The organism is Pseudomonas yangonensis, assembly GCF_009932725.1.
Taxonomy (GTDB): Bacteria; Pseudomonadota; Gammaproteobacteria; order Pseudomonadales; family Pseudomonadaceae; genus Aquipseudomonas; species Aquipseudomonas yangonensis.
Genome location: NZ_BLJU01000002.1, coordinates 387,127 through 411,655 on the forward strand (window position 1 = coordinate 387,127; position 24,529 = coordinate 411,655).

Sequence of the window (24,529 nt, forward strand, 5' to 3'; positions counted from 1 at the left end):
ACATGACTTTCGCGCGCTCGCAGCAGGGGCTTTCCATTCTGGGTTGGCTGGTGGTTCTGGCCGTAGTGGCATTCTTCGCCAGCACAGCGTTCAAGGTGCTGCCGCATTACCTGGACTATATGTCCATGGAGAAGATCATTACCTCGGTAGAAACCGACAAGGCTTCGGATGTTCGCACCGTCGGTGAGTTTTACAACCACGTGAGCAAGGGTATGCAGGTCAACAACATTCGTGACCTGAACATGCGCGACGCCATGCAGGTGAAGGTGGAAAACAACGAGTTTCTGGTCCACCTCAAATATGAAAAACGCGAGCCGCTGATCGAGAACCTCGATCTGGTGGTGAATTTCGACAAAGAATTTCGTGTACGGATGCCGTGAGTCCCAATCTGTCCCGCCTCGAGCGCAAGCTCGGCTATAGCTTCAAGGACCAGGATCTGATGATCCTGGCTCTGACCCATCGCAGTTTCGCCGGCCGCAACAACGAGCGGCTGGAATTTCTCGGTGATGCCATTCTCAACTTCGTAGCCGGTGAGGCGCTGTTCGAGCGCTTTCCGCAGGCCCGCGAAGGTCAGTTGTCGCGCCTGCGCGCGCGCCTGGTCAAGGGCGAGACCCTGGCCGTGCTGGCGCGCGGTTTCGAGCTGGGCGAATACCTGCGCCTGGGCTCCGGTGAGCTGAAGAGCGGCGGTTTCCGCCGTGAGTCGATCCTCGCCGATGCGCTGGAGGCGCTGATCGGCGCCATCTATCTGGATGCCGGCATGGAGGCGGCGCGCGAGCGCGTGCTGGACTGGCTGACCGGCGAGCTGGACGGCCTGACGCTGGTCGATACCAACAAGGATCCGAAAACGCGCCTGCAGGAGTTTCTGCAATCGCGCGCCTGCGAACTGCCTCGTTACGAGGTGGTGGACGTTCAGGGCGAGCCGCACTGCCGTACCTTCATGGTCGAGTGCCAGGTGGCCCTGCTCAATGAAAAGACCCTGGGCCAGGGCGGCAGCCGGCGTATCGCCGAGCAGGTCGCTGCGGCTGCGGCGCTGATCGCCCTTGGGGTGGAGAATGGCAATGACTGATGCACCTGTTACCCGCTGCGGCTACGTCGCCATCGTCGGCCGGCCCAACGTGGGCAAGTCGACGCTGCTCAACCACATCCTCGGACAAAAGCTGGCGATCACCTCGCGCAAGCCGCAGACCACCCGTCACAACATGCTTGGGATCAAGACCGAGGGCGACATCCAGGCCGTCTACGTCGATACGCCCGGCCTGCACAAGCACAACGACAAGGCGCTCAACCGCTACATGAACCGCAGTGCGTCCACTGCGCTGAAGGACGTCGACGTGGTGGTGTTCGTGGTCGACCGCATGCGCTGGACCGACGAGGATCAACTGGTGCTGGAAAAGGTCCAGCACGTCAAATGCCCGATCCTGCTGGCGGTGAACAAGGCCGATCGTCTGGAAGACAAGAGCGAGCTGCTGCCGCACCTGAACTGGCTGGCCGAGCAACTGCCGCAGGCCGAGATCGTGCCGATCTCCGCGCTGCAGGGGCAGAACCTCGACACCCTGGAGAAACTGGTGGGCGAGCGTCTGCCGGAATCCGAACATTTCTACCCGGAAGACCAGATCACCGACCGCTCCAGCCGCTTCCTGGCTGCCGAGCTGATCCGCGAGAAGATCATGCGTCAGCTCGGCGCCGAGCTGCCGTACCAGATCACTGTGGAGATCGAGGAGTTCAAGCAGGAGGGCCGCATTCTGCATATCCACGGCCTGATCCTGGTGGAGCGCGACGGGCAGAAGAAAATCATCATCGGCGACAAGGGTGAGCGCATCAAACGCATCGGCGCGGATGCCCGCAAGGACATGGAAACCATGTTCGACTCCAAGGTGATGCTCAACCTCTGGGTCAAGGTCAAAGGTGGCTGGTCCGACGACGAACGCGCCCTGCGTTCGCTGGGCTACCTGGATTAGCGGCTGCAGGCCGCAGGCTACAGGCTGCAGGAAAACAGCCTGAAGCCTGAAGCCTGAAGCCTGAAGCCTGAAGCCTGAAGCCTGAAGCCTGAAGCCTATGCATGCCGCCTACGTTCTGCATAGCCGACCGTACAAGGAAAGCAGTGCCCTGGTGGATTTCTTCACCGCTCAGGGCCGCGTCCGTGCGGTACTGCGCGCCGCACGCGGCAAGGTTGGCAGCATTGCGCGGCCTTTTGCACCGCTTGAACTGGAGCTGCGCGGGCGCGGCGAGTTGAAGACGGTGGGGCGCCTGGAAAGCGCCGGCATCCCGCTGCTGCTGACCGGCGAGGCGCTGTTCTCCGGGCTCTACCTCAACGAATTGCTGATTCGCCTGCTGCCGGCCGAAGATCCGCACCCCGTGATGCTCGAACACTACGGTCTGACCCTACAGGCGCTGGCCGCGGGCCGGAAATTGGAGCCGCTGCTGCGTGCCTTCGAATGGCGCCTGCTGGACGAGCTGGGCTATGGTTTCGCCCTGGATCGCGACCAGTACGACCAACCCATCGATCCCGCGGCACTTTACCGCTGGCAGCAGGACATCGGCCTGGTGCCGGTGTTACAACTGCAGCCCGGTGTATTTCAGGGCCGCGAGCTGCTGGCCATGGCCGAGGCCGACTGGCAGACGCCGGGCGCACTGGCTGCTGCCAAGCGCCTGATGCGCCAGGCGCTGGCACCTCATCTTGGCGGCAGACCCTTGGTCAGCCGCGAACTTTTCATGACGCTCAAGGAGTCCAAGCGTGACTGAGGCCAATCGTATTCTGCTCGGCGTGAACATCGACCACGTCGCCACCCTGCGCCAGGCTCGTGGCACACGCTACCCGGACCCGGTCAAGGCCGCGCTGGACGCGGAGGAAGCCGGTGCCGACGGTATCACCGTGCACCTGCGCGAAGATCGTCGGCACATTCAGGACCGCGACGTGCGCGTGTTGGCCGACGTGCTGCAGACGCGAATGAACTTCGAGATGGGCGTCACCGACTTCATGCTCGGCTTCGCCGAGCAGATCCGCCCGGCGCATGTCTGCCTGGTGCCGGAAACCCGCCAGGAACTGACCACCGAAGGTGGTCTGGATGTCGCCGGGCAGGAAGCGCGCATTGCCGCGGCGGTCGAGCGCCTGACCCTGGCCGGTTGCGAGGTGTCGCTGTTCATCGACGCCGAAGAACGGCAGATCGAGGCGGCCATGCGCGTCGGCGCACCGGCCATCGAACTGCATACCGGTCGTTACGCCGATGCCCACACGGCAGAGGAGGCGGCTCATGAACTGTCGCGTATTCGCGAGGGTGTGATCTGCGGCCTTAACCACGGGCTGATCGTCAACGCCGGTCACGGCCTGCATTACCACAATGCCGAAGCCGTCGCCGCGATTCCCGGCATCAACGAGCTGAACATCGGCCACGCCATCGTCGCCCATGCGCTGTTCGTCGGCTTCAAGCAGGCGGTGGCAGAGATGAAGGCACTTATTGTCGCTGCGGCCAATCGCGGCTAGCGGACTTTGTGGGAGGGGCTTCAGCCGCGACTTTCGATGGTCTGTCGTCACTGAAGCGCCTTCCACTTCGTTCGTTCAGCCCTGGCTGAATGCCTGGATCATCTGCATGGCAAGCGCCTCGATGGCGTCATTACGCTGATGACCACGGATCAGCTTGATGTGGTACTCACCCAGCGCGGGCAGGCCTTGTTCCGCGCCGAGCCGACGTAACGGTGGCTTGACCAGGCTGCGTGGGAAGGGGGCGATGGCCAGGTCGGCGGTCATTGCCGCTTCCTGCCCCGCACACTGCTCGCAGGAGTAGGCGATGCGGTAGGCCACCCCCTGGCGATCCAGTGCATCGATCGCCGTCCTTCGCCAGGCGCAGCCGGGGTTGGCCAGCGCCAATGGTAGCGGCGAGCGTTGCATGGCCAGGCCGCCATCGCGGCCCGCCCAAACCAGTTCTTCGGAATAGATCACTTCGCCGCGCGCGTCGTCCAGGCCGTCGTTGCCGGCATTGATCAGGGTCAGATCCAGTTCGCCGGCATCGAGCTTGGCCACCAGCTCCACACTGCGCCCCACGTTCACTTCCACCTCCACGGCCGGGTGGCTGCGCGCGAAAAGGGTCAATACGCCCGGTAGCACGCGGTCGCCGATATCGTTCGGCGTGCCGAAACGTACGCGGCCGGTCAGCGTCGGGGTGAGAAAACGTGCCACCGCCTCTTCATTGAGCTTGAGCAGACGTCTGGCGTAGCCCAGCAATACCTCGCCCTCAGCGGTCAATTGCACGCGCCTGGCTTCGCGGATAAACAGGCGCTGGCCGAGGGTCTCCTCAAGTCGCTTGATCTGCAGGCTGACGGCAGCCGTGCTGCGAAACACCTGGGCGGCGGTGCGGGTAAAGCTGCCGCTGTCGGCGATGGCGACGAAGGTGCGCAGCACATCGCTTTCCAGAAGTGGCAGGGAGACGGTGGCGTTCATAATCGTTAAATATTACTTAACTCTGCATTTGATATTTGTCGTTTGTTTGAACGATAGGCGCGTTTCATCCTGATCGCAAGCCCGGCACAGGCCTGGCAGCGAAATGGAGGAAAGGCCATGAACAGTTCGAGCAAACACGATAAGCCGCGCCCGCCGATGCCCGAGTTCTACATGCCGGCCATGTGGCCGCTGGACCTGCAGAACGCCATCGTCGACTGGGTCGGAGCCTGGCTCTGGCGCCGGCGTATGCGCCGTCTGCTGGCACAGGACATAGAGGGCCGGATTCGCCTGGGCAGTGCCCGTGGCGTGGTGGAGCAGGGGGCGCGTGAACCGCTGCGCTCGATCGCACAGCGGCGGGCGTGCTGGTTGCGGGGGTAGGGCGGGAGCAAGCCACCAATCGCAGCCTGGCGGCTTGCTCCCGCCATACGTGTGACGCCGTTAAGGCTTGCGTGCAATCAGCACCGCGCGGGTCGGTGCCGGCAGGCCTTCGACGGTGCGGCTGTGGTCGGTCGGGTCGAGAAATTCCGGCAGCGACTGGAAGCGCATCCACTCGGTGGCGCGTTGTTCGTCCACCGAGGTGGTGCTGACATCCACGCAACGCACGTCCTCGAAACCGGCGCGGCGCAGCCAGCGTTCCAGCGCCGGCACCGAGGGCAGGAACCAGACGTTGCGCATCTGCGCGTAGCGGTCTTCAGGCACCAGTACCTGTTCGGCATCGCCTTCGATCACCAGGGTTTCGAGTATCAGTTCACCGCCCTTGACCAGGGCATCCTTCAGATCGAGCAGGTGGTCGATGGGCGAGCGACGGTGATAGAGCACACCCATGGAAAACACAGTGTCGAAGCCCTGCAGCTTGGCCGGCAGTTCCTCGAAGGCCAGCGGCAGGTGCCACACCGGTTGCTCCGGCAGGTAGCGCTTCATCGCCAGGAACTGGCAGAGGAACAGCCAGTTGGGGTCGATGCCGACCACGCTGTCCGCCCCCGCGCCGAGCATGCGCCACATGTAATAGCCGTTGCCGCAACCGACGTCGAGGATGCGCTTGCCGGCCAGGTCAAGATGGGGCGCGACGCGCTGCCACTTCCAGTCCGAACGCCATTCGGTGTCGATATGCACGCCGAACAATTCGAATGGGCCCTTGCGCCAGGGAATCAGCCCCTGCAGGGCCGTTTTCAACTGTGCGCGCGTGGCCTCTTCGCAAGCGCCGGCGAAGGCGAAGCGCTGAGCCAGCTCCACCTCGCTCACCGGCAGGTCCGGAAGCGCCTGTACCGCGCCATACCAGCGCGCCAGGTCACCATGCCCAACGGCCAGCTTGGCGTCGAGCTGGCCCGGCAGATCGGCCGCCCAATCCTGCAAAGGGGTGCCGGCCAGTTGCGCTTGCAGGGCATCGAGGTGCAGATCGCGCATCATGGCAGGGCCACCAGCGAGGCGAAGTTCAGGCACTGGAACCAGGGCAGCACCTTGCTGAAGCCGGCAGCCAGCAGGCGCTCGCGATGCTGCTCGAGGCTGTCTGGCAACATCACCTTCTCGATGGCGCTGCGCTTCTGGGCGATTTCCAGTTCGCTGTAGCCGTTGGCGCGCTTGAAGGCGACGTGCAGCTCGGTGAGCAGCTCATGCTCGGCGGCGTCCTCGAAGCGCAGCTTCTCCGAAAGGATCAGCGCACCACCGGGCAGCAGTGCCTGGCGGATGCGCGTAAGCAATTCCAGGCGCTGCTCCGGCGGGATGAACTGCAGGGTGAAGTTCAGCGTGACCAGGGAGGCAGGTTGCAGGTCGAGGGCGAGGATGTCGGCCTCTATCACCTCCACCGGCAGCAATTCCTGGAACATGGCGTCCTGCGCATGCAGGTATTCGCTGCAGCGCGCGACCATGGCCGGGGAGTTGTCCACGGCGATCACCTTGCAGCCATCGACGCGCACATGGCGGCGCAGCGCCTGGGTCACCGCGCCGAGTGAGGCGCCCAGGTCGTACAGGATGGTGTGCGACTGGGCGAACTGGCCGGCGAGCACGCCGATGTTCTCGACGATGGTCGGGTAGCCGGGCACCGAACGCTTGATCATGTCGGGAAACACCCGCACCACGTCCTCGTTGAAGACGAAGTCGGGCACCTCGGCCAGTGGCTGGGCAAATAGGCGATCGGGTTCTTGGCTCACGGCAGTCGCAACGGGTAGCGGAAAAGGCCGGCATTTTAGCCAAGTGCGGCGCAACAGTCAGGCGCTGTTGCTGCGCTGGAAGGCCGAAGCGGTAATGCCCCACTGGCCGAGCCAGTAGGTGAGGATGATGGCGTAAGGCGCGGCGTCGAAGCTGGCGACGAAGCGGTCGATGCCGATCAGGCTGTCGGACAATACGAAGAGCGCCGCACCGCCGGCAGCGAGCCAGGTGGAGCGCGGCTGCAGGTCCGGGTGGCCGATACGGGCCAGGGCGCGCCAGAGCATCAGGCTGATCGCCGTGGCATAGCAGGCCACCGGAATCAGCAGCTCGCCCAGTCCGCTGCTGGCCAGTACGGCGAACATCGCACCGCCGGCAATCAGTGCCAGCAGCAGGGCGGCGAGGGCAGGCTGCCGGCTGTCGGAGCAATAGGCGCGCAGGTAGGCCAGGTGCCCGAGCAGAAAGGCGCCAAGGCCGAACACGAACAGATCGCCGGGCCAGTCCAGCAGGAGGTCGCCGGCCAGGGAAAACAGCAAGCCGATGGCGATCCAGCGGCGATAGGTGCCGGCCGGCCCCTGGCGCAACCACAAAAGCAGGGCGAGCACCGGTATGCCTTTGCTCAACAGGCTGAGCTGCGTATCGCCGGTGATTCGGCCGTAGAGAAATAGCGCAGCACCCAAGAGACCGAGCAGCAACCATTGCATCACATGACTCCCTTCATTACTGGAATGCGCGACTATGCCCAGTGGTCGAATGGCTGCCAACGCAGGAGATGCCAAATCGGGGGGCGGATCGTGCCGCCACTCGACGCCGTCAGCGGTATTGGGCACCGTATGCGTTCGTCGAGGAGAAGCGCATGTCGATATCGCCACCGGTCAGCGAACTGATCGAACGCCTTTACCGCGAAGAGTCGCGCCGAGTGCTGGCGACCCTGATTCGTCTGCTCGGCGATTTCGACCTGGCCGAGGAGGCGCTGCACGAGGCGTTTCGCGGTGCGGTCGAGCAATGGCCGCACAGCGGTGTGCCGGACAATCCACGCGCCTGGCTGGTGTCTGCCGGGCGCTTCAAGGCCATCGACAACCTGCGCCGGCAGCGTCGCTTCCAGCCGCTGGATGAACAGGCCGAATTGCCCGACGAGGGTGACGTCGAGGGAGGCGAACTGCTCGAAGACGATCGCCTGCGCCTGATCTTCACCTGCTGCCACCCGGCGCTGGCCAGTGATGCCCAGGTGGCCCTGACCCTGCGCGAGGTGTGCGACCTGACTACCGAGGAGATCGCACGCGCCTTCCTTTCCAGTCCTGCGACCCTGGCCCAGCGCATCGTGCGGGCCAAGGCGAAGATTCGCGATGCGCGTATCCCTTACGAGGTGCCGGGGCGCAGCGAGCTGCCCGAGCGCCTGGAGGCGGTGCTGCGGGTGGTCTATCTGGTGTTCAATGAAGGCTACTTCGCCAGCTCCGGTGATTCGCTGACCCGCAGCCAGTTGTCCGACGAGGCGATTCGCCTGGGACGCTTGCTGCTGGAGCTGCTGCCCGAGCCGGAAGTGCAGGGGCTGCTGGCGCTGATGCTGTTGCACGAGTCGCGGCGCGCTGCACGTAGCGGCGTCGGTGGTGAGGTGATTCTGCTGGACGCTCAGGATCGCAGCCTGTGGAACCGCGAGCTGATCGCCGAAGGCGAGGCGCTGGTGCTGCAGGCCTTGCATTCGCGGCGTTTCGGCCCCTACAGCCTGCAGGCGGCGATTGCCGCAGTGCACGCAGAGGCGGCCAGCCTGGAAGAAACCGATTGGCTACAGATCGTCGGCCTGTATGACGAGCTGTTGCGCCTGGCTCCGTCGCCGGTGATCGAACTCAACCGCGCCGTGGCACTGGCCATGCGCGATGGCGAACAGGCGGGGCTGGTGGAGATCGACCGATTGCTGGCTGCGGGCGAACTGCAGGGTTACCACCTGGTCCATGCGGCGCGTGCCGATCTGCTGCGCCGGCTGGGCCGCCACGAGCAGGCAATAGCTGCCTACCGCCAGGCCCTGGCGCTGGCGCAGCAGGGGCCGGATCGGCAGTTTCTGCAGAAAAGGCTGGATGAGCTGGGCGGGTAACGCTTTTGGGTCGTAGCCCGGATGCAATCCGCGAGCAAAGTGCCTGCGTTTTGCATCCGGGCTACCTCGAGGGACCGTAAGTAAGGGGCGCTGCCCAGCGCCCCCCAGAGTCAGCCGGCAACCAGTACGCGAATCGCTTCCAGGCGCAGGGCAGCCTTGTCGAACATCGCCAGGCTTTGCTCGCGCTGCTCGCGCAGAGCCTCGATCTCGCTGTCGCGTACGCTCGGGTTGACCGCGCGCAGGGCGACCAGGCGGGCCAGTTCCTCGTCCAGTTCGGCGATCAGGCGACGCTTGGCCTCGGCCACGCGCTCGACATGGCGCGGCATGACCTTGGCTTCGGCGTCATTGATCTGCTTGGCCAGCACATCGCGCTGGGCCTGGACGAACTTGTTGGCGCTGGCCCGTGGCACGCTTTCGAGTTGGTCGTTGAGCGTCTCGAAACCGACCTTCGGCGCCAGGTCGTTGCCATTGGCGTCGAGCAGACAACGCAGCGCAGCCGGCGGCAGGAAGCGGCCCAACTGCAGCTTGCGCGGGCCGACCACTTCGCTGACGTAAAGCAGCTCCAGCAGCACGGTACCGGGTTTGAGCGCCTTGTTCTTGATCAGCGCCACCGCGGTGTTGCCCATCGAGCCGGACAGCACCAGGTCCATGCCGCCCTGGACCATGGGGTGTTCCCAGGTGAGGAACTGCATGTCCTCGCGGGCCAGGGCCTGCTCGCGGTCGTAGGTGACGGTCACCGCCTCGTCATCGCCCAGGGGGAAGCTGGCATCGAGCATCTTCTCGCTGGGGCGCAGGATCAGGGCGTTGTCGGAGTGGTCTTCGCTGTCGATGCCGAAGGCGTTGAACAGCTCTTCCATATAGATCGGCAGGGTGAACTGGTCGTCCTGCTCGAGGATCGCCTCGACCAGCGCTTCGCCTTCACCGGCGCCGCCGGAGTTCAGCTCCAGCAGGCGGTCGCGACCGCTGTGCAGTTCGCCTTCCAGGCGAATGCGTTCGGCGGTGGCTTCGTCCACCAGTTGCTGCCACTGACCGTCGTCGGCGTTCTCCAGCATCGGCAGCAGGCGTGGGCCGAACTGATGTTGCAGGGCGTTGCCGGTGGGGCAGGTGGCGAGGAAGGCGTTCAGCGCCTGGTGGTACCACTGGAACAGGCGCTCCTGCGGACTGTTCTCCAGGTAGGGCACGTGCAGCTGGATGCGGTGTTTCTGGCCGATACGGTCGAGACGGCCGATGCGCTGTTCGAGCAGGTCCGGGTGGGCCGGCAGGTCGAACAGTACCAGGTGATGGGCGAACTGGAAGTTGCGGCCCTCGGAGCCGATTTCCGAGCAGATCAGCACCTGGGCACCGAATTCTTCGTCGGCGAAGTAGGCGGCTGCGCGGTCGCGCTCGAGGATGCTCATGCCTTCATGGAACACCGTGGCAGGGATGCCGGAGCGCACACGCAGGGCGTCTTCCAGATCCAGCGCGGTTTCGGCGTGGGCGCAGATCACCAGCACCTTGAATTTCTTCAGCATCTTCAGGGTGTCGATCAGCCACTCGACGCGCGGGTCGATGCGCCACCAGCGTTGCTCGTCGTCGATCTCTTCCTGCGCCTGGTAACTGACTTCCGGGTACAGCTCGGCGTGCTCGCCGACCGGCAGCTCCAGGTATTCGTCCGGGCTCGGCAGCGGGTAGGGGTGCAGCTCGCGTTCGGGGAAGCCCTGTACGGCGGCGCGGGTGTTACGGAACAGCAGGCGGCCGGTGCCGTGGCGGTCGAGCAGTTCGCGTACCAGGCGCGATCGGGCCTCGCTATTGCCGCCGTCGATGGCATCGAGCAGCTCACGGCCTTCATCACCAAGGAAGCCGCCGATGGCATCGCGCGCCTGGGCGCTGAGCTTGCCCTGGTCGAGCAGCTCCTGCACCGCTTCGGCCACCGGGCGGTACTGGCTGCTCTCGGCGCGGAAGGCTTGCAGATCATGGAAGCGAGCCGGATCGAGCAGGCGCAGGCGCGCGAAGTGGCTGTCCTGGCCGAGCTGTTCCGGGGTGGCGGTGAGCAGCAGCACGCCGGGGATGACCTCGGCCAGTTGCTCGACCAGCGAATATTCGGCGCTGGCTTGTTCCGGGTGCCAGACCAGGTGGTGGGCTTCGTCGACCACCAGCAGGTCCCAGCCGGCAGCGAACAGCGCGTCCTGAGCCTTTTCGTCGTCCTTCAGCCACTCCAGGGCGACCAGGGCCAGCTGGCAATCCTCGAAGGGGTTGCTGGCGTCGCTTTCCATGAAGCGCTCGGCGTCGAACAGCGCAACGTCAAGGTTGAAACGCCGGCGCATTTCCACCAGCCACTGGTGCTGCAGGTTTTCCGGGACCAGGATGAGCACGCGGCTGGCACGGCCGGAGAGCAGCTGGCGATGGATCACCAGGCCGGCTTCGATGGTCTTGCCCAGGCCCACTTCGTCGGCCAGCAATACGCGCGGAGCGATGCGGTCGGCCACTTCGCGGGCGATATGCAACTGGTGGGCGATCGGCTGGGCGCGTGCGCCGCCCAGGCCCCACAACGACGACTGCAGCAGGCGGCTGTTGTGTTCCAGGCTGTGGTAGCGCAGGGCGAACCAGGCCAGCGGGTCGATCTGGCCGGCGAACAGGCGGTCGCTGGCCAGGCGGAACTGGATGAAGTTCGACAGCTGGGTTTCCGGCAGGGTGACCGGCTGATGCTGAGCATTGAGACCGTGGTAGACCAGCAGACCGTCGATGTCCTCGACTTCCTGTACGGTGAGCTTCCAGCCCTCGAAATGGGTGATCTCGTCACCCGGGGCGAAGCGCACGCGGGTCAGCGGGGCATTGCGCGTGGCGTATTGGCGGGTTTCGCCGGTGGCCGGGTAGAGCACGGTGAGCAGGCGGCCTTCCTCGGCGAGGATGGTTCCCAGACCCAATTCCGCTTCGCTGTCACTGATCCAGCGTTGCCCCGGTTGATACTGCGCCATGCCTGTCTCCCGCGTGAAAAAGCCGGCTATGGTAACGGATGCCGAACCATGGCTAAAGCGGTCGTGGCACTAACGTCGCTTCCGTTAGTCGAAAGTGTAGTGAGCGCGCCCTCAAGTAGCGTTTCGCGGGGCCGACAGCCTGACCAAAGGAGGTGCTGTTGCATGCTGCCACCGATTCCCCAAGGCGTGGTGCCGGTCACGGCCTCGCAGGACGTGATCAAGCCCAAGCCCGAGATTCCTCCGGTGACCCCGGCCGAGGAGAGCGCCAAGGAAAGTGCGCTGAGCCTGGACAAGCGCCATCCGCAGGAAACCGAAGAGTTGCTGCGCGAAGAGCAGCGCCGTCGACAACGGCGTGGCTACACTCCGGAACAGCTGGCTGAGGCCGAGCCGGAAGAAGTAGAGCAGGCGCTGGGGGATTTGCCCCGACAAGGGCTGTGGGTGGATGTTGAAGTCTGAGACACTCTTTTATTCTCCTTGATATAGACCGCCATGCTGTTCGCCGACCCCTTGCCTGCAATTGCCGATGCCGAGCTGGACTACCTGCCTGGTTGGGTGGATGCCAAGCTGGCCGACCACTGGCTGCACGCGCTGGTTGAGCAGACGCCCTGGCAACAGCCGGAACTGTTCATTCACGGGCGTTATCACCGCACGCCAAGACTGACCGCCTGGTACGGCGATGTTGAGGCGCGCTATCGCTACTCCGGCAAGCTGCATGAGCCGTTGCCCTGGACGCCGCTGCTGGACGAGATTCGTCAGCGGGTCGCGGACGAGGTCGGGCAGCCGCTCAATGCCGTATTGCTCAATTACTATCGCGACGGCCAGGACTCCATGGGCTGGCATAGTGATGCCGAGCCAGAGCTGGGGCGCAACCCGCTGATCGCCTCGCTCAACCTGGGCGGCAGCCGACGTTTCGACCTGCGCCGTGTTGGCAGCACGCGCATCGAACATTCACTGACATTGGAACACACTTCGCTACTGGTCATGCGCGGGCCGACCCAGCATCATTGGCAACATCAAGTGGCGAAGACGCGCCAAGCCTGCGCGCCGCGCCTGAATCTGACCTTTCGCCTGATCCGGTTTCCGCTATGAGCAATGACGACAAGCTGATCGACTTCGCCGCCGAGCGCGACAAGCGTATCCACGATCTCAACGACAAGCGCCTCAACGAGATGCGCCAGGTCTTCGAGCAGGTATTGCCGCTGGGCAAGGCCAGGAAGAAGTCCAGGAGCAAGCCCAAGAAACGCTGAAAGCGTCCCCGATGTTCCCGCTGCGCACTCCGTTGTGCAGCGTCTCCCGCCGCGAATCCCCTCGATTTCTTGACCTGGGTCAGTATTCCCTCAAGCCCGGTCACGGCTGCTCTTGAGCCATTGACCCAGGTCAATTTTCCCATCGCCAGCGCTGATAACGTTAAGCCATCCCAGACAGACAGGCACAACAGGAGGCAGCCATGTTCGTCGATACAGTGGTTCTCGCCGGAGTCGGCACCGTTCTTCTGATGGTCGCGTTCTTCGGGGGTGTTGGTTACTTCATCTGGAAGGATGCGCACAAGCGCAAGCCGAGCTGATCCTTCCAGTTCACTGGGCACGCAAGGCAATTCGGGCGACTTCGGTCGCCCTTTTTTTTGCCGAACTTTGACGATCGCCTTGCAAACCGACGCGCACTGCTGACCTGAGCGATTGATCCTCTGGACAGATATAGTTAGCTAGCTAATAATTGAGTTTCGCACGGAGGCGGAACCCAATCGCTACAGCTATGTTCAGAGCTGAGACTTCTTCAGGTAGCCATCGTGCGTGATTCCTTGCTGGTGTTCCTTGCACCAAGCTCGCAAGCCGTTCAATTCGCCATCAAGACCTTGCTCGGCGGTGGTCTGGCGTTGTGGTGCGCACTGCGTTTTGGCCTGGAACAACCGCAGTGGGCCTTGATGACTGCATTCATCGTTGCCCAGCCGCTGTCCGGCATGGTGGTGCAGAAGGGCCTGGCGCGGCTGCTCGGCACGCTGGTCGGCACCTTCATGGCCGTGGTGATGATGGGGCTTTTCGCCCAGGCGCCACTTCTGTTCGTGGTGGCCTTCGCCCTGTGGCTGGCGTTGTGTACGGCATCCTCGACCATGTTGCGCAGCGCCTGGTCGTACTCCTTCGTACTGGCTGGCTACACCGTGGCGATCATCGCCTTGCCGGCCATCGGCAAGCCGCATGTGGTGTTCGACGAGGCCATCGCCCGTTGCACGGAAATCTGCCTGGGCATCATCTGCGCCACGCTGAGCAGCGCCTTGCTCTGGCCGCAGCGGGTCGAGCGGCAACTGGCGCAACAGGCACGTAACGCCTGGCAGGCCGGGGTGACAGCTTCGCGTCAGGCGCTGGCCGGTGAGGCCGACTCGCGGCAGGGGTTGCTGGAAGTGCTGGCGCGTATCGTCGCCGTGGATGCCCAGCGTGAACATGCCTGGTTCGAGGGCGCGCGCGGTCGCCAGCGTGCCGTGGCGTTGCGGGTGCTGAGCCGCGATCTGCTCGGCATGTTGCGCCTGGCCCGCGGAGTCGCACGGCAGTGGCGACAGCTGGGCAGCGCCGAGGCACAGGCCGTCGCACCCTGGTTGCAGGTGGTGGACGAGCGCCTGCAGCAGGCGCAGCCGAAAGGTTTGCCGGAGTTGGTCGAGCAGCTGCGCCAGGCCGTGCAGGACGAAGAACTGAGCAGTGGCCAGCAACTGTGTCTGGAGCGGCTGATGGTGCTGCTGCTGCGCGTCGAGGACGCGAGCCGTGCCTTGCTCGCAGTCGAGCAGGGCAGGGCGCCGGCCGATGCGCCGCGCGCGCTGTCCTGGCATTACGACTGGCAGAGCGCGCTGGTGTATGGCTCGCGTAGCGCGCTGACCTTCCTGACCCTGGCGGCCTTCTGGCTGGCCACTGGCTGGACCCACGCCATCGGCGCGTTGCTCCTGGCCTGCGTGGTGTGCAGTTTGTTCGCCCGGCTCGAAGCCGCGCCGCAGATCGGCATGATGTTTCTGCGCGGCATCTTCTACGCGCTGCCGGTGGCGTTTTTCGTCGGGCAGATACTCATGCCGCAGATCGACGGCTTCGTGATGCTCTGCCTGGTGCTGGGCGTGCCGCTGTTCTTTGGTGTGCTGGGCATGGCCAAGCCGGCGACGGCGGCGACCTCGACCTCGTTCTGCCTGCACTTCATCGTTCTGTGCCTGCCGGCGCCGGGTGTTGGCTATGACGTCGCCTATTTCCTCAATGAGGCGCCCGGGATGCTGATGGGTGTCGGTTGTGCGGTGATGGCCTTCAAGCTGGTGGTGCTGCGTAACCCGGTCTGGCATGGGCGGCGCCTGATGCAGGCGATCCTGACCGATCTCGGGCGTCTCACTCGTCGCGACCTGGGCCGCGCCGAGAACTGGTTCGGCGGGCGCATGGCCGACCGTCTTATCCAGTTGGCGCGGCACTACCCGGCGCGGCCGGACCAGACGCGCAGCCGTTGGGACGATGGCGTGGCCGGTCTCGATCTGGGCGATGAGTTGCTGCACCTGCGCAAGTGCCTGACCCATGCCGATGCCGGGTTGGCACGTTCTCAGCAGCGCTTTCTTGAACGCCTGGAAAACGCCCTGGAGCGTGGTCCCGCACCGGGCCGTGAAGACGTTCTGGACGCAGCGGTGGCCGAGCTGCAGGAGGCCTTGCGCGCCTGCACGCCGAGTATCGACAAGCGCCTGGCCGAGGCGGCGCTGTTGCAACTGCAGAACGGCTGGCGCCACTGGTGTTATTTGAGGGGGGAAAGCCATGGGCTTGCATGAATGGTCCCTGGGCGGCGTGTTGCTAAGCCCGATGGCGGCCTACGCGGTATTGGCGTTGCTGCTGACCGGCGTGTTGCGCCTGGGCTTGCAGCGCATCGGGTTGTCGCGCTGGATCTGGCACGAAGCCCTGTTCGACTGTGCCCTGTATGTCTGCGTGTTGGCGGCGGTAATTGCCGTCCTGGCGCATTGAGGAGAGAAAGCATGCGTTCGACCATTCGAGTCGGCATAACCCTGGCCATGGTGGTGGTGGCGATCTTCGCCGGTTCCTGGATCTGGCAGCACTACATGTACTCGCCCTGGACACGCGACGCCCGCGTGCGCGCCGAGGTGGTGACCATAGCCCCGGACGTGTCCGGCTGGGTAGTCGAGCTCAAGGTGCGTGACAACCAGCAGGTGAAGGCGGGCGATCTGCTGATGAGCATCGACCGCGACCGCTATCAGGCGGCGGTGGAGAAGGCCAGGGCGGTGGTGGATATTCGCCGCCAGCAATTGAGCCTGCGTGAGCACGAGGCTTCGCGCCGCTCGCGCCTGGGCGCCCAGGCGATCAGCGCCGAGCTGCTGGAAAATGCGCAGATCAACGCCGAGATGGCGCGCGGCGAATACCGCGAAGCGCAGGCCGATCTGCGGGTGGCCGAACTTAACCTGGCGCGCAGTGAAGTACGTGCGCCGCGTGACGGGCAGATCACCAATCTGGTGCTGGCGCAGGGCAACTACGTGAATGCCGGGCAGGCAGTGATGGCATTGGTCGACACCCAGTCGTTCTACGTGCAGGCGTATTTCGAGGAAACCAAGCTGCCGCGCATACAGGTCGGCGCGCCGGTGCAGGTCTGGCTGATGGGCGGGGACCGGCAGATTCGCGGCGAGGTGGATAGCATCAGCCGCGGCATCACCGACCGCAACGCCAGCCCGGACGGGCAGCTGCTGGCTGATGTCGAACCGACCTTCAACTGGGTGCGTCTGGCGCAGCGCATTCCGGTGCGCATCAGGCTCGATGAAGTGCCCGATGGCGTGGTGCTGAGCGCCGGTATGACTGCCAGCGTGCGGGTGGACTAGCGCGGTTTCTCAGTTGTAGGAGCGGCTTCAGCCGCGAGCTCTTCAAGGGGAATCGCGGCTGAAGCCGCTCCCACGGTCGCTGTTCGCATGAGTTCGTAGGGTGGACAACGCGAAGCTAGTCCACCGCTAAGCGCCGGTATGACCGCCAGCGTAAGGGTGAAATAGCGCGGTTTCGCAGTCGTAGGAGCGGCTTCAGCCGCGAGCTCTTCAAGGGGAATCGCGGCTGAAGCCGTTCCTACGGTCACTGTTCGAATGAGTTCGTAAGGTGGACAACGCGAAGCTTGTCGACCGCTAAGCGCTGGTATGACCGCCAGCGTGCGGGTGGAATAGGGCTGTTTCGCAGTTGTAGGAGCGGCTTCAGCCGCGAGCTCTTCAAGGGGAATCGCGGCTGAAGCCGCTCCCACGGTCGCTGTTCGAATGAGTTCGTAGGGTGGACAACGCGAAGCTTGTCCACCGCTTGGCCTGACGCAATGGTGGATAAATAAAAGCGTCATCCCCCCTACGATTAAATGAGCGTGATCAGGCGCGCTCGATGCTGGCCGGCGTTCGACGCATCAGCACCTTGCCGTGGCGCACCGACACCAGTGCATGGCCCTGGCTGCGCACCATCTCGTAATCGTCCGGCGCCGATAGGATCAGCAGGTTGGCCGGGCGACCCACGTCCAGGCCATACCCTTCACCCAGGTTCAGCGCGCGAGCCGAGTTGTCGGTGATCAGGTCCAGGCTGCGCTTGAGATCCTCGTAGCCGAGCATGTGGCAGATGTGCAGGCCGGCTTCGAGGATGCGCAGGATGTTGCCGTTACCCAGCGGATACCAGGGGTCGACGATGGAGTCCTGGCCGAAGCAGACGTTCATCCCGGCGCGGTCGATCTCGGCCACGCGGGTCAGGCCGCGGCGTTTCGGGTAGGTGTCGAAGCGGCCCTGCAGATGGATGCTCTCGGTGGGGCAGGAGATGAAGCTGATGCCGCTCATCTTCAGCAGGCGGAACAGCTTGGAGCAATAGGCGTTGTCGTAGGAGCCCATGGCCGTGGTGTGGCTGGCGGTGACCCGCGCGCCCATGCCACGCACGCGGGCCTCCTCGGCCAGCACTTCGAGAAAGCGCGACTGTGGGTCGTCGGTTTCGTCGCAATGCACGTCCACCAGGCAGCCGGTGCGTTCGGCCAGATCCATGAGGAACTTGATCGACGACACACCCTGGTCACGGGTGTTCTCGAAGTGCGGGATGCCGCCAACCACGTCGGCGCCCAGCTCGATGGCCTGCTCCATCAGCGCGCGACCGTTCGCATAGGACTCGATGCCCTCCTGCGGGAAGGCGACGATCTGCAGGTCGATCAGGTGGCGGGTTTCCTTGCGCACTTCGAGCATGGCCTTGAGCGCGGCTAGGGTCGGGTCGGTGACGTCGACGTGGGTGCGCACGTGCTGAATGCCGTGGTCGACCAGCATGTCGATGGTCTTCTTGGCGCGGGTCTTGGTGTCTTCATGGGTCACCAGCGCCTTGCGCTCGGCCCAGCGTTCGATGCCCTCGAACAGCGTGCCGCTCATGTTCCAGTTCGGCTCGCCGGCGGTGAGGGTGGCATCGAGGTGGATGTGCGGCTCGACGAAGGGCGGCACGACGAGATTGCCGGCAGCGTCCAGGTCGCCCTCGGCGATGGGATGCAGGGCGTTCTGGGCCTCCATGGCGGCGATGCGCTCGCCGTTCAGGGTGATGCGATGCAGGCCGTCGCGGCCGCGCAGGCGGGCATTGTGGATGATCATCGGGTTTCCTCTCAGGCAGGCGACGACAGGCGCCGGATCAACAGCGCAACGCTGATGTTCAGACGGTCGTGCGGGTCTTCGAACGAGCAGCCGGTCAGCGCTTCGATGCGCTGTAGACGGTAGCTCAGGGTATTGCGGTGAACGTTCAGGCGTTGCGCGGCCAGGGCCAGGTTGCCGTTCTCGGCGAACCAGGCCTCCAGCGTCGGCATCAGCACAGGTTGGTGGCGTGAATCGTCGCCAATCAGCGGGCCGACCACGCGCTCGACGAAGCGGTCGAGCAGGCTGCGGTCGCGAATCGCACCAAGCAGCTCCAGCACGCCCAGCTCATTGAAACTGCACAGACCCAGGCGCTCGGGAAAGCGCTGCGCCACGGCCAGGGCCTGGCGCGCCTCACCCAGGCCCTGGGCGAAACGTGGTGCATCGCAGCCGGCGCTGCCCAGGCCGAGAAACAGCCGCAGCGGGCCGAGCTGCGGGCGCAGCTCATCCAGCAGCACGGTCATGGCCTGGCGGTTGCGCGCTTCGGCGTGGGCATCGGCACATGGCAGCAGGGCGATCCAGTGACGGCCCTGGCTGACCAGTGGCAGCGCGTCACCGAGTTCGCCGAGGCTCTGTTCCAGGCGCCGTTGCAGCAGTTGCTGACGGCTCTGCAACTGGCGCTCGGCGTCATCGTCGGCCAGGTCGCCGAACAGCTGCTCGCTGCCGTCGAGGCGTAGCAGCGCCACCTGGCGTGGCAGATGCAGTGCCAGGCCGAGGCTGTCGCCGCGTTGCAGCAAAACGTCGAGCGACTGGTAGTCACCGTCGAGCACCTGTTCCAGCACATGCTGGCGCGAACGGCCGAGCTGCTGCGCCTGCACCAGCGCGGTGCCGATGGCCTGGGTGACCACCACCATCTTCAGCGCATAGGGCTGCTCGATCAGCGGCAGGTTCAGGCGCTCGGCCTCGGCGATGACGCTGGACGGAATGGTCTGGATGAATTCGGCGCCGGTGAGGATGACCATACCGGCGACCACGCGCTCATGGCCCTCGCGCACCAGGCGCAGCAGGTTGGCCTCGTCGCGCGGGTGGTTGATGCCGGTGACGAAGATCAGCTCGCCGCCCATCACCCAATCGGCGATGCCTTCATTTTCGGCCACGTAGGGCCAGCGCACGGCGTTGTCGCGTCCGGCCTTACCGGCACGCAGGTGCATGCTGGCCAGACCGGGCAGTGCGAGTACGTCGGCGACGGTCAGGTTCACGCGCCGGCGACCTGCTGGCGGCCGGCGAGGGCCTTGTTCGCCTCGAACAGCACCACGTAAGCCAGGGCAGCCACGGCGATGCCCACCAACGGCGCGACCCAGGGCGAGAAGTAGGCGCTCAGCGCACCGATCAGGTAGGCGCCCAGGCCGACCCAGTTGAACGCCGGTAGGCGCACATCGGCCAGTTTCGGGTAGCGCGCGCGGTGGCCGTAGAAGAAGTCGGCCATGATCACGCCGCCAATCGGCGGGATGATCGAGCCGAGCAGGATCAGGAAGGGGATCAGCATTTCGTACATGCCGCCGATGGCCAGCAGGGTACCGATGCCGGCGCCGACCAGGGTTACGGTCTTGCGCTTGCCGGTGCGCAGCAGGTTGCAGCCGGCGGCGGCGAAGTTGTAGATGGTGTTGTCCTGGGTGGTCCACAGGTTGAGGAAGAGCATGACCACGGCGGCCATGGACAGCCCCTGCAGCACCAGCACTTCGACCACATCGGGCTGCTGGTAGACGATGGCGCCATAGGCCCCGGCAATGATCATCAGACCGTTGCCGATGAAGAAGCCGAGCAGGCTGGCCAGCACCGCGACGCGGCCGCTCCTGGCGAAGCGCGTCCAGTTGGTGGCCTGGGTGGCGCCGCTGACGAAGGTGCCGAACACCAGGGTGATGGCCACGCTCAGGCTCATGCTCTCCTTGGGTTCGACCGCCAGCAGGCCGGCGAGGCCGCCGATATCGCGGGTGGCGATCCACAGCGAGGCAACCAGCAGTACCAGCATGGCCGGCACGGCGACGCGTGAAAGCATATCCAGACCCTTGTAGCCGACGAAGGCGGTGAGGCAGAAGCCGAAGCCGAACAGCACCATCAGCGGCATGGTCAGGCCGTCGGGCAGGCCGAGAATCTTCACCAGAACGATGGCGATGGTCGCCGTGCCCCAGGCATACCAGCCGATCTGGGTGAAACCGAGCAGCATGTCGGATAGCTTGCTGCCTACCTCGCCGAAGCAGAAACGGCCCATCAGCACCGAGTTCAGGCCGCTGCGGCAGGCGATCAGGCCCAGCACGGCGGCATACAGGCCGAGCAGCAGGTTGCCGATCACCGCGGCCCAGAGCAGGGTAGTGAAATCGAAGGCCATGCCGATCTTGCCGCCGGCGAACATGGTGGCGGTGAAGAAGGTGAAACCGAACAGCAGGATGGCGGTGGAGAACAGCCCCTTGCGCGCGCCGTTGGGCACTTCGCTCAGAGGGTAGTCGCTATCGGGGGTGGCATTGCTCATTGGCCTGGCTCCGGTGTAGGTGGTGAGGCCTTGGCGATAGCAGGGGACGTGCCAGATTCCAAAGGCATTCTCTGTTGGGCGAGGTGATCAAGCGGTCTTGTGCGAAATGCACAATAAAAAGCGCTCAAAGAGCGCCAGGGTAGTTCAGGGTTGTGAGTTTAGAATAAAAGTGGTGCGCGCCGCAGCGGTCGCGCACCAGCTTGCAGCGCATCAGTTGACGGTCACCTGCGGCATCGGCGGCATGGTGACGGTCTGCTCGCTGGCCGGTGCAAGCACCTCGGCTTCGCCGTCCACCACCTGCTTGCCGTCCTGGTTGAACACGCGGGTGGCGATGCGCACGCGGTTCTTCGGCAGCTTTTCCAGCACTTCCAGCTTCACGGTCAGGGTGTCGCCGAGTTTTACCGGGCGGGTGAACTTGAGCTGCTGGCCGAGGTAGATGGTGCCGGGGCCGGGCAGGCGGCAAGCGATGGCGGCGCTGATCAGGGCGCCGGTGAACATGCCGTGGGCGATGCGCTCCTTGAACATGGTCTCGGCGGCGAAGGCGGCGTCCAGATGCACCGGGTTGTTGTCGCCGGATACCGCGGCGAAGAGTTGCACGTCGCGCTCTTCGACCTGCTTCTCGAAACTGGCCTGCTGGCCGACTTCGAGCGCTTCGTAGGGGATGTTGGTTACCTGGGTCATGGGCACTCCTTGATTGGGCTTCGACCATGGCTCAGCGCCTGCTGCAGCCAATCGATCAGGTGGGCGGTGACCTCGTCGCGATTGCTCTCGTTGAGCAGCTCGTGACGGGCCTCGGGATAAATCTTCAGTTGTACGTTGCGCACGCCGGCGCCGCGCAAGGCTCCGGCAAGGTCGCCCAGGCGCTTGCCGTCGCTGACCGGGTCGCGTGAGCCGCCGATCACCAGCAGCGGCAGGTCGGCATCGATCTGTGCCAGGTTCTCGACCGGGGTGATGTATTGCAGGCCATCGAGCAGGTCGCACCATAGCTGCGTGGTGCAGACGAAACCGCACAGCGGATCGGTCACGTATTTGTCCACTTCCGCTGCATCGCGGCTGAGCCAGTCGAAGGCCGTGCGGTTGGGCTTGAAGGCTTTGTTGAACGAGCCAAAGGATAGGTAATCGATAACCCTGCTACGCCCCTTGGGCCCAAGGCGCCAACGCTCGAAACCGGCGATCAGCCTTGCGGCCTTGTACAGCGCCAGGGGCTGGTAATTGGAACCCGACAGCACGGCGCCCTGCAGGCTGCAGCTGTGGCCCATCAGATAGGCCATGCCGATGTAGCTGCCCATGCTGTGGCCAAACAGGAAGATTGGGGCCTGCGGGTAGCGCTGGCGGATATGGTGATTGAGCGAGGCCAGGTCGCCGACCACCTTGTCCCAGCCGCCTTCATCGGCGTAATGGCCGAGCACGCCCTGAGCGGCGCTCTGGCCGTGGCCACGCTGGTCCAGCGCATAGAGGTCGAAGCCGGCGGCTACCAGGCTTTCGGCCAGGCGGGCATAGCGCAGGCTGTGTTCGGCCATACCGTGCGACAGCATGACCACCCCGCGCGGCGGTTGATCGCCGTGCCAGTGATTGACGTGCAGATGCAGACCGTCCTGTGTCACCAGGGGGAAGGCGTTGTGGCGCATGGCGAATCCTTGTGCCGGAGATTGGCGGCATTGTGCACCTTGGCCGTCATCAGGCAAAGCACCGCGGTTTTCTTCGAAGCAGTAAAGATCGGTTACGAATCACAACATTTATTGCGAAATTCAGCCCATCAATGACGCCTTCGAGCTATTTGCGGCTCGGCTCTAAGCTGCTACTTTCCGGGCAGTCAGATCACTTCAGGGGAAGAGGACAAGAACAATGCAACCTGATTTCTGGAACGACAAACGCGCCCCTGGCGTGCCCAACGACATCGACCTGTCCAGCTACAAGTCGGTGATCGAAGTATTCGAGCGCTCGTGCAAGCGCTTCGCCGACCGTCCGGCCTTCAGCAATCTCGGCGTCACGCTGACCTATGCCGAGCTGGATCGCCTCTCCGCGGCCTTCGCCGCCTACCTGCAGAAGCAAACCGACCTCAAGCCGGGTGATCGCATCGCGGTGCAGATGCCCAACGTGCTGCAGTATCCCATCGCGGTGTTCGGCGCCATGCGCGCCGGGCTGATCGTGGTCAACACCAACCCGCTGTATACCGCCCGCGAGATGCGCCACCAGTTCAAGGATGCCGGTGTGCGCGCGCTGGTGTACCTGAACATGTTCGGCAAGCTGGTGCAGGAAGTGCTGCCCGATACCGAGATCGAGTACCTGATCGAGGCGAAGATGGGCGACCTGCTGCCGAGCCTCAAGGGCTGGCTGGTCAATACCGTGGTGAAGAAGGTCAAGAAGATGGTGCCTGACTACCATCTGCCCCAGGCCATCCCCTTCAAACAGGTGCTCAAGCAGGGGCAGAGCCAGGCGCTGGCGCCGGTCACGGCCGGCCACGACGATATTGCCGTGCTGCAGTACACCGGTGGCACCACCGGTGTGGCCAAGGGCGCCATGCTCACCCACGGCAACCTGGTGGCCAACATGTTGCAGGTCGACGCCTGCCTGTCGCAGCTCGGCCCGGACGGCACGCCGTTGATGAAGCAGGGCCAGGAGATCATGATCGCGCCGCTGCCGCTGTACCACATCTATGCATTCACCGCGAACTGCATGTGCATGATGGTCAACGGCAACCACAACGTGCTGATCACCAACCCGCGCGACATTCCCGGCTTCGTCAAGGAACTGGGCAAGTGGAAGTTCTCCGCGCTGCTGGGCCTCAATACCCTGTTCGTCGCGCTGATGGATCACCCGGATTTCAAGAATCTGGACTTCTCCAGCCTCAAGGTCACCAACTCCGGCGGTACCGCGCTGGTCAAGGCGACTGCCGAACGCTGGCAGCAGATGACCGGCTGTACCGTGGTGGAGGGTTACGGCCTGACCGAGACCTCACCGGTGGCCAGCACCAACCCCTATGGCGACAAGGCGCGCCTGGGCACGGTCGGCATTCCGGTGCCGGGCACGGCGTTCAAGGTGATCGATGACGATGGCAACGAGCTGCCGACCGGCGAGCGTGGCGAGCTGTGCATCAAGGGCCCGCAGGTGATGAAGGGCTATTGGCAGCGCGAGGAAGCCACCGCCGAGGTGCTCGATGCCGAAGGCTGGTTCAAGACCGGCGATATCGCGGTGATCGACTCGGATGGTTTCGTGCGTATCGTCGACCGCAAGAAGGACATGATCATCGTTTCGGGTTTCAACGTGTACCCCAACGAGATCGAGGACGTGGTCATGGCTCACCCGAAAGTCGCCAGCTGTGCGGCCATCGGCGTGCCGGACGAGAAATCCGGCGAAGTGGTCAAGCTGTTCGTGGTGCCGCGCGATGGCGGTGTGACTGTCGAAGAGCTCAAGGCCTACTGCAAGGAAAACTTCACCGGCTACAAGGTGCCGAAGCACATCGTGTTCAAGGACTCGCTGCCGATGACCCCGGTCGGCAAGATCCTGCGCCGCGAACTGCGCGATATCGCCTGATCCCCTCGGCCTCTCCCGCGCAGGGGGAGGCCGCCCATCTGCCGCAATGGCCGATCAATTGTTGTGATTTGGTAACCGCTAGCGCTCGTTTCGTCGACCCCCGCACTGTCGGTGCAGCTGGGCCGGGCTAGTCTCTATGCGCGGCAATAAGCGAGCTAGAGGCTTCTCCGCGTTTTCATCGGTCGATAATCGATTGTGACTCTTGTGCGTCTTTTGGTCACTTCCATTACTCTGTGGCCCGTGCTTGGTGCTGGTGGGCCTCTGGCAAAGCTGCTACTCTCGGCGCGCT

25 protein-coding genes are annotated in these 24,529 nt (G+C 64.3%); 15 read left to right on the forward strand and 10 right to left on the reverse strand.

Annotated elements, in window-relative coordinates; genetic code table 11:
• Positions 1–2 precede the first annotated feature (2 nt).
• From GYB81_RS03495 to pdxJ, 5 genes are all read left to right on the forward strand, one after another.
• The gene (locus GYB81_RS03495) at positions 3–380 is read left to right on the forward strand and encodes a DUF4845 domain-containing protein (RefSeq protein WP_024307441.1); all 378 of its coding nucleotides are present in this window, start codon (positions 3–5) and stop codon (positions 378–380) included.
• Positions 377–1,066: a ribonuclease III gene (gene rnc / locus GYB81_RS03500; RefSeq protein ID WP_161866588.1), complete on the forward strand. Its 690-nt coding sequence runs from the start codon at positions 377–379 to the stop codon at positions 1,064–1,066. Before GYB81_RS03495 ends, rnc begins: the two co-directional genes overlap by 4 nt.
• Positions 1,053–1,958: a GTPase Era gene (era, locus tag GYB81_RS03505; RefSeq protein ID WP_178101852.1), complete on the forward strand. Its 906-nt coding sequence runs from the start codon at positions 1,053–1,055 to the stop codon at positions 1,956–1,958. Before rnc ends, era begins: the two co-directional genes overlap by 14 nt.
• Positions 1,959–2,055: 97 nt before the next feature.
• Positions 2,056–2,742 (forward strand): DNA repair protein RecO, encoded by a 687-nt coding sequence (gene recO / locus GYB81_RS03510; RefSeq protein ID WP_161866587.1) that lies wholly within the window; start codon positions 2,056–2,058, stop codon positions 2,740–2,742.
• Positions 2,735–3,481: a pyridoxine 5'-phosphate synthase gene (pdxJ, locus tag GYB81_RS03515; protein WP_161866586.1), complete on the forward strand. Its 747-nt coding sequence runs from the start codon at positions 2,735–2,737 to the stop codon at positions 3,479–3,481. Before recO ends, pdxJ begins: the two co-directional genes overlap by 8 nt.
• A gap of 75 nt (positions 3,482–3,556) precedes the next feature.
• Here the strand turns inward: pdxJ and GYB81_RS03520 are convergent, their stop codons facing one another.
• On the reverse strand, positions 3,557–4,435 hold the full coding sequence (locus GYB81_RS03520; protein ID WP_161866585.1) for a LysR substrate-binding domain-containing protein: 879 nt from the start codon (positions 4,433–4,435) through the stop codon (positions 3,557–3,559).
• Between the two features lie 117 nt (positions 4,436–4,552).
• Between GYB81_RS03520 and GYB81_RS03525 the strand changes: the two genes are divergently transcribed.
• Positions 4,553–4,813 (forward strand): hypothetical protein, encoded by a 261-nt coding sequence (locus tag GYB81_RS03525; protein WP_161866584.1) that lies wholly within the window; start codon positions 4,553–4,555, stop codon positions 4,811–4,813.
• Between the two features lie 60 nt (positions 4,814–4,873).
• Here GYB81_RS03525 and cmoB read toward each other — a convergent pair whose 3' ends face one another.
• The 3 genes from cmoB to GYB81_RS03540 are packed head-to-tail and all read right to left on the reverse strand — an operon-like array spanning position 4,874 to position 7,281.
• Positions 4,874–5,842 carry a tRNA 5-methoxyuridine(34)/uridine 5-oxyacetic acid(34) synthase CmoB gene (gene cmoB, locus GYB81_RS03530; RefSeq protein ID WP_161866583.1) on the reverse strand — a complete coding sequence of 323 codons (969 nt, stop codon included), beginning with the start codon at positions 5,840–5,842 and terminating at the stop codon, positions 4,874–4,876.
• Positions 5,839–6,582: a carboxy-S-adenosyl-L-methionine synthase CmoA gene (cmoA, locus tag GYB81_RS03535; protein ID WP_161866582.1), complete on the reverse strand. Its 744-nt coding sequence runs from the start codon at positions 6,580–6,582 to the stop codon at positions 5,839–5,841. The genes cmoB and cmoA overlap by 4 nt, the downstream gene beginning before the upstream one ends.
• 57 nt (positions 6,583–6,639) lie before the next feature.
• Complete coding sequence (locus tag GYB81_RS03540) at positions 6,640–7,281, reverse strand: lysoplasmalogenase (RefSeq protein ID WP_161866581.1); 642 nt, start codon at positions 7,279–7,281, stop codon at positions 6,640–6,642.
• Between the two features lie 152 nt (positions 7,282–7,433).
• Here GYB81_RS03540 and GYB81_RS03545 point away from each other — a divergent pair, with 152 nt between their 5' ends.
• The gene (locus GYB81_RS03545) at positions 7,434–8,666 is read left to right on the forward strand and encodes an RNA polymerase sigma factor (protein ID WP_161866580.1); all 1,233 of its coding nucleotides are present in this window, start codon (positions 7,434–7,436) and stop codon (positions 8,664–8,666) included.
• 110 nt (positions 8,667–8,776) lie between these two features.
• Here GYB81_RS03545 and rapA read toward each other — a convergent pair whose 3' ends face one another.
• The gene (rapA, locus tag GYB81_RS03550) at positions 8,777–11,620 is read right to left on the reverse strand and encodes an RNA polymerase-associated protein RapA (protein WP_161866579.1); all 2,844 of its coding nucleotides are present in this window, start codon (positions 11,618–11,620) and stop codon (positions 8,777–8,779) included.
• 162 nt (positions 11,621–11,782) lie between these two features.
• Here rapA and GYB81_RS03555 point away from each other — a divergent pair, with 162 nt between their 5' ends.
• The 7 genes from GYB81_RS03555 (at position 11,783) to GYB81_RS03575 (ending at position 16,448) form a co-directional block, all read left to right on the forward strand.
• On the forward strand, positions 11,783–12,076 hold the full coding sequence (locus tag GYB81_RS03555; RefSeq protein WP_161866578.1) for an aspartate-semialdehyde dehydrogenase: 294 nt from the start codon (positions 11,783–11,785) through the stop codon (positions 12,074–12,076).
• 33 nt (positions 12,077–12,109) lie between these two features.
• A complete protein-coding gene (locus GYB81_RS03560) occupies positions 12,110–12,709 on the forward strand; it encodes an alpha-ketoglutarate-dependent dioxygenase AlkB family protein (protein ID WP_161866577.1) in 600 nt (199 codons plus the stop codon).
• Entirely contained in the window at positions 12,706–12,867 is a 162-nt protein-coding gene (locus GYB81_RS24445; protein ID WP_178101850.1) for a hypothetical protein, read from the forward strand. The genes GYB81_RS03560 and GYB81_RS24445 overlap by 4 nt, the downstream gene beginning before the upstream one ends.
• Positions 12,868–13,067: 200 nt before the next feature.
• The gene (ccoM, locus tag GYB81_RS24990; RefSeq protein WP_283088575.1) at positions 13,068–13,184 is read left to right on the forward strand and encodes a cytochrome c oxidase subunit CcoM; all 117 of its coding nucleotides are present in this window, start codon (positions 13,068–13,070) and stop codon (positions 13,182–13,184) included.
• 222 nt (positions 13,185–13,406) lie between these two features.
• Positions 13,407–15,395: an FUSC family protein gene (locus GYB81_RS03565; protein WP_161866576.1), complete on the forward strand. Its 1,989-nt coding sequence runs from the start codon at positions 13,407–13,409 to the stop codon at positions 15,393–15,395.
• Positions 15,382–15,585 carry a DUF1656 domain-containing protein gene (locus GYB81_RS03570; RefSeq protein WP_106732923.1) on the forward strand — a complete coding sequence of 68 codons (204 nt, stop codon included), beginning with the start codon at positions 15,382–15,384 and terminating at the stop codon, positions 15,583–15,585. The genes GYB81_RS03565 and GYB81_RS03570 overlap by 14 nt, the downstream gene beginning before the upstream one ends.
• An 11-nt stretch (positions 15,586–15,596) precedes the next feature.
• Positions 15,597–16,448 (forward strand): efflux RND transporter periplasmic adaptor subunit, encoded by an 852-nt coding sequence (locus GYB81_RS03575; RefSeq protein WP_161866575.1) that lies wholly within the window; start codon positions 15,597–15,599, stop codon positions 16,446–16,448.
• A 519-nt stretch (positions 16,449–16,967) separates the two neighbouring features.
• Here the strand turns inward: GYB81_RS03575 and codA are convergent.
• The 5 genes from codA to GYB81_RS03600 all read right to left on the reverse strand — a co-directional run bounded on the left by codA (position 16,968) and on the right by GYB81_RS03600 (position 22,334).
• The gene (gene codA, locus GYB81_RS03580; protein WP_161866574.1) at positions 16,968–18,203 is read right to left on the reverse strand and encodes a cytosine deaminase; all 1,236 of its coding nucleotides are present in this window, start codon (positions 18,201–18,203) and stop codon (positions 16,968–16,970) included.
• An 11-nt stretch (positions 18,204–18,214) separates the two neighbouring features.
• Entirely contained in the window at positions 18,215–19,438 is a 1,224-nt protein-coding gene (locus GYB81_RS03585; RefSeq protein WP_161866573.1) for a PucR family transcriptional regulator, read from the reverse strand.
• A complete protein-coding gene (codB, locus tag GYB81_RS03590; RefSeq protein ID WP_161866572.1) occupies positions 19,435–20,706 on the reverse strand; it encodes a cytosine permease in 1,272 nt (423 codons plus the stop codon). The genes GYB81_RS03585 and codB overlap by 4 nt, the downstream gene beginning before the upstream one ends.
• Positions 20,707–20,916: 210 nt before the next feature.
• The gene (locus tag GYB81_RS03595) at positions 20,917–21,387 is read right to left on the reverse strand and encodes a MaoC family dehydratase (protein WP_161866571.1); all 471 of its coding nucleotides are present in this window, start codon (positions 21,385–21,387) and stop codon (positions 20,917–20,919) included.
• Positions 21,384–22,334, reverse strand: coding sequence for an alpha/beta hydrolase (locus GYB81_RS03600; protein ID WP_161866570.1), 951 nt, complete (start codon positions 22,332–22,334; stop codon positions 21,384–21,386). Before GYB81_RS03600 ends, GYB81_RS03595 begins: the two co-directional genes overlap by 4 nt.
• Positions 22,335–22,551: 217 nt before the next feature.
• Here GYB81_RS03600 and fadD2 point away from each other — a divergent pair, with 217 nt between their 5' ends.
• Positions 22,552–24,240 carry a long-chain-fatty-acid--CoA ligase FadD2 gene (gene fadD2, locus GYB81_RS03605; RefSeq protein ID WP_161866569.1) on the forward strand — a complete coding sequence of 563 codons (1,689 nt, stop codon included), beginning with the start codon at positions 22,552–22,554 and terminating at the stop codon, positions 24,238–24,240.
• Positions 24,241–24,529 lie beyond the last annotated feature (289 nt).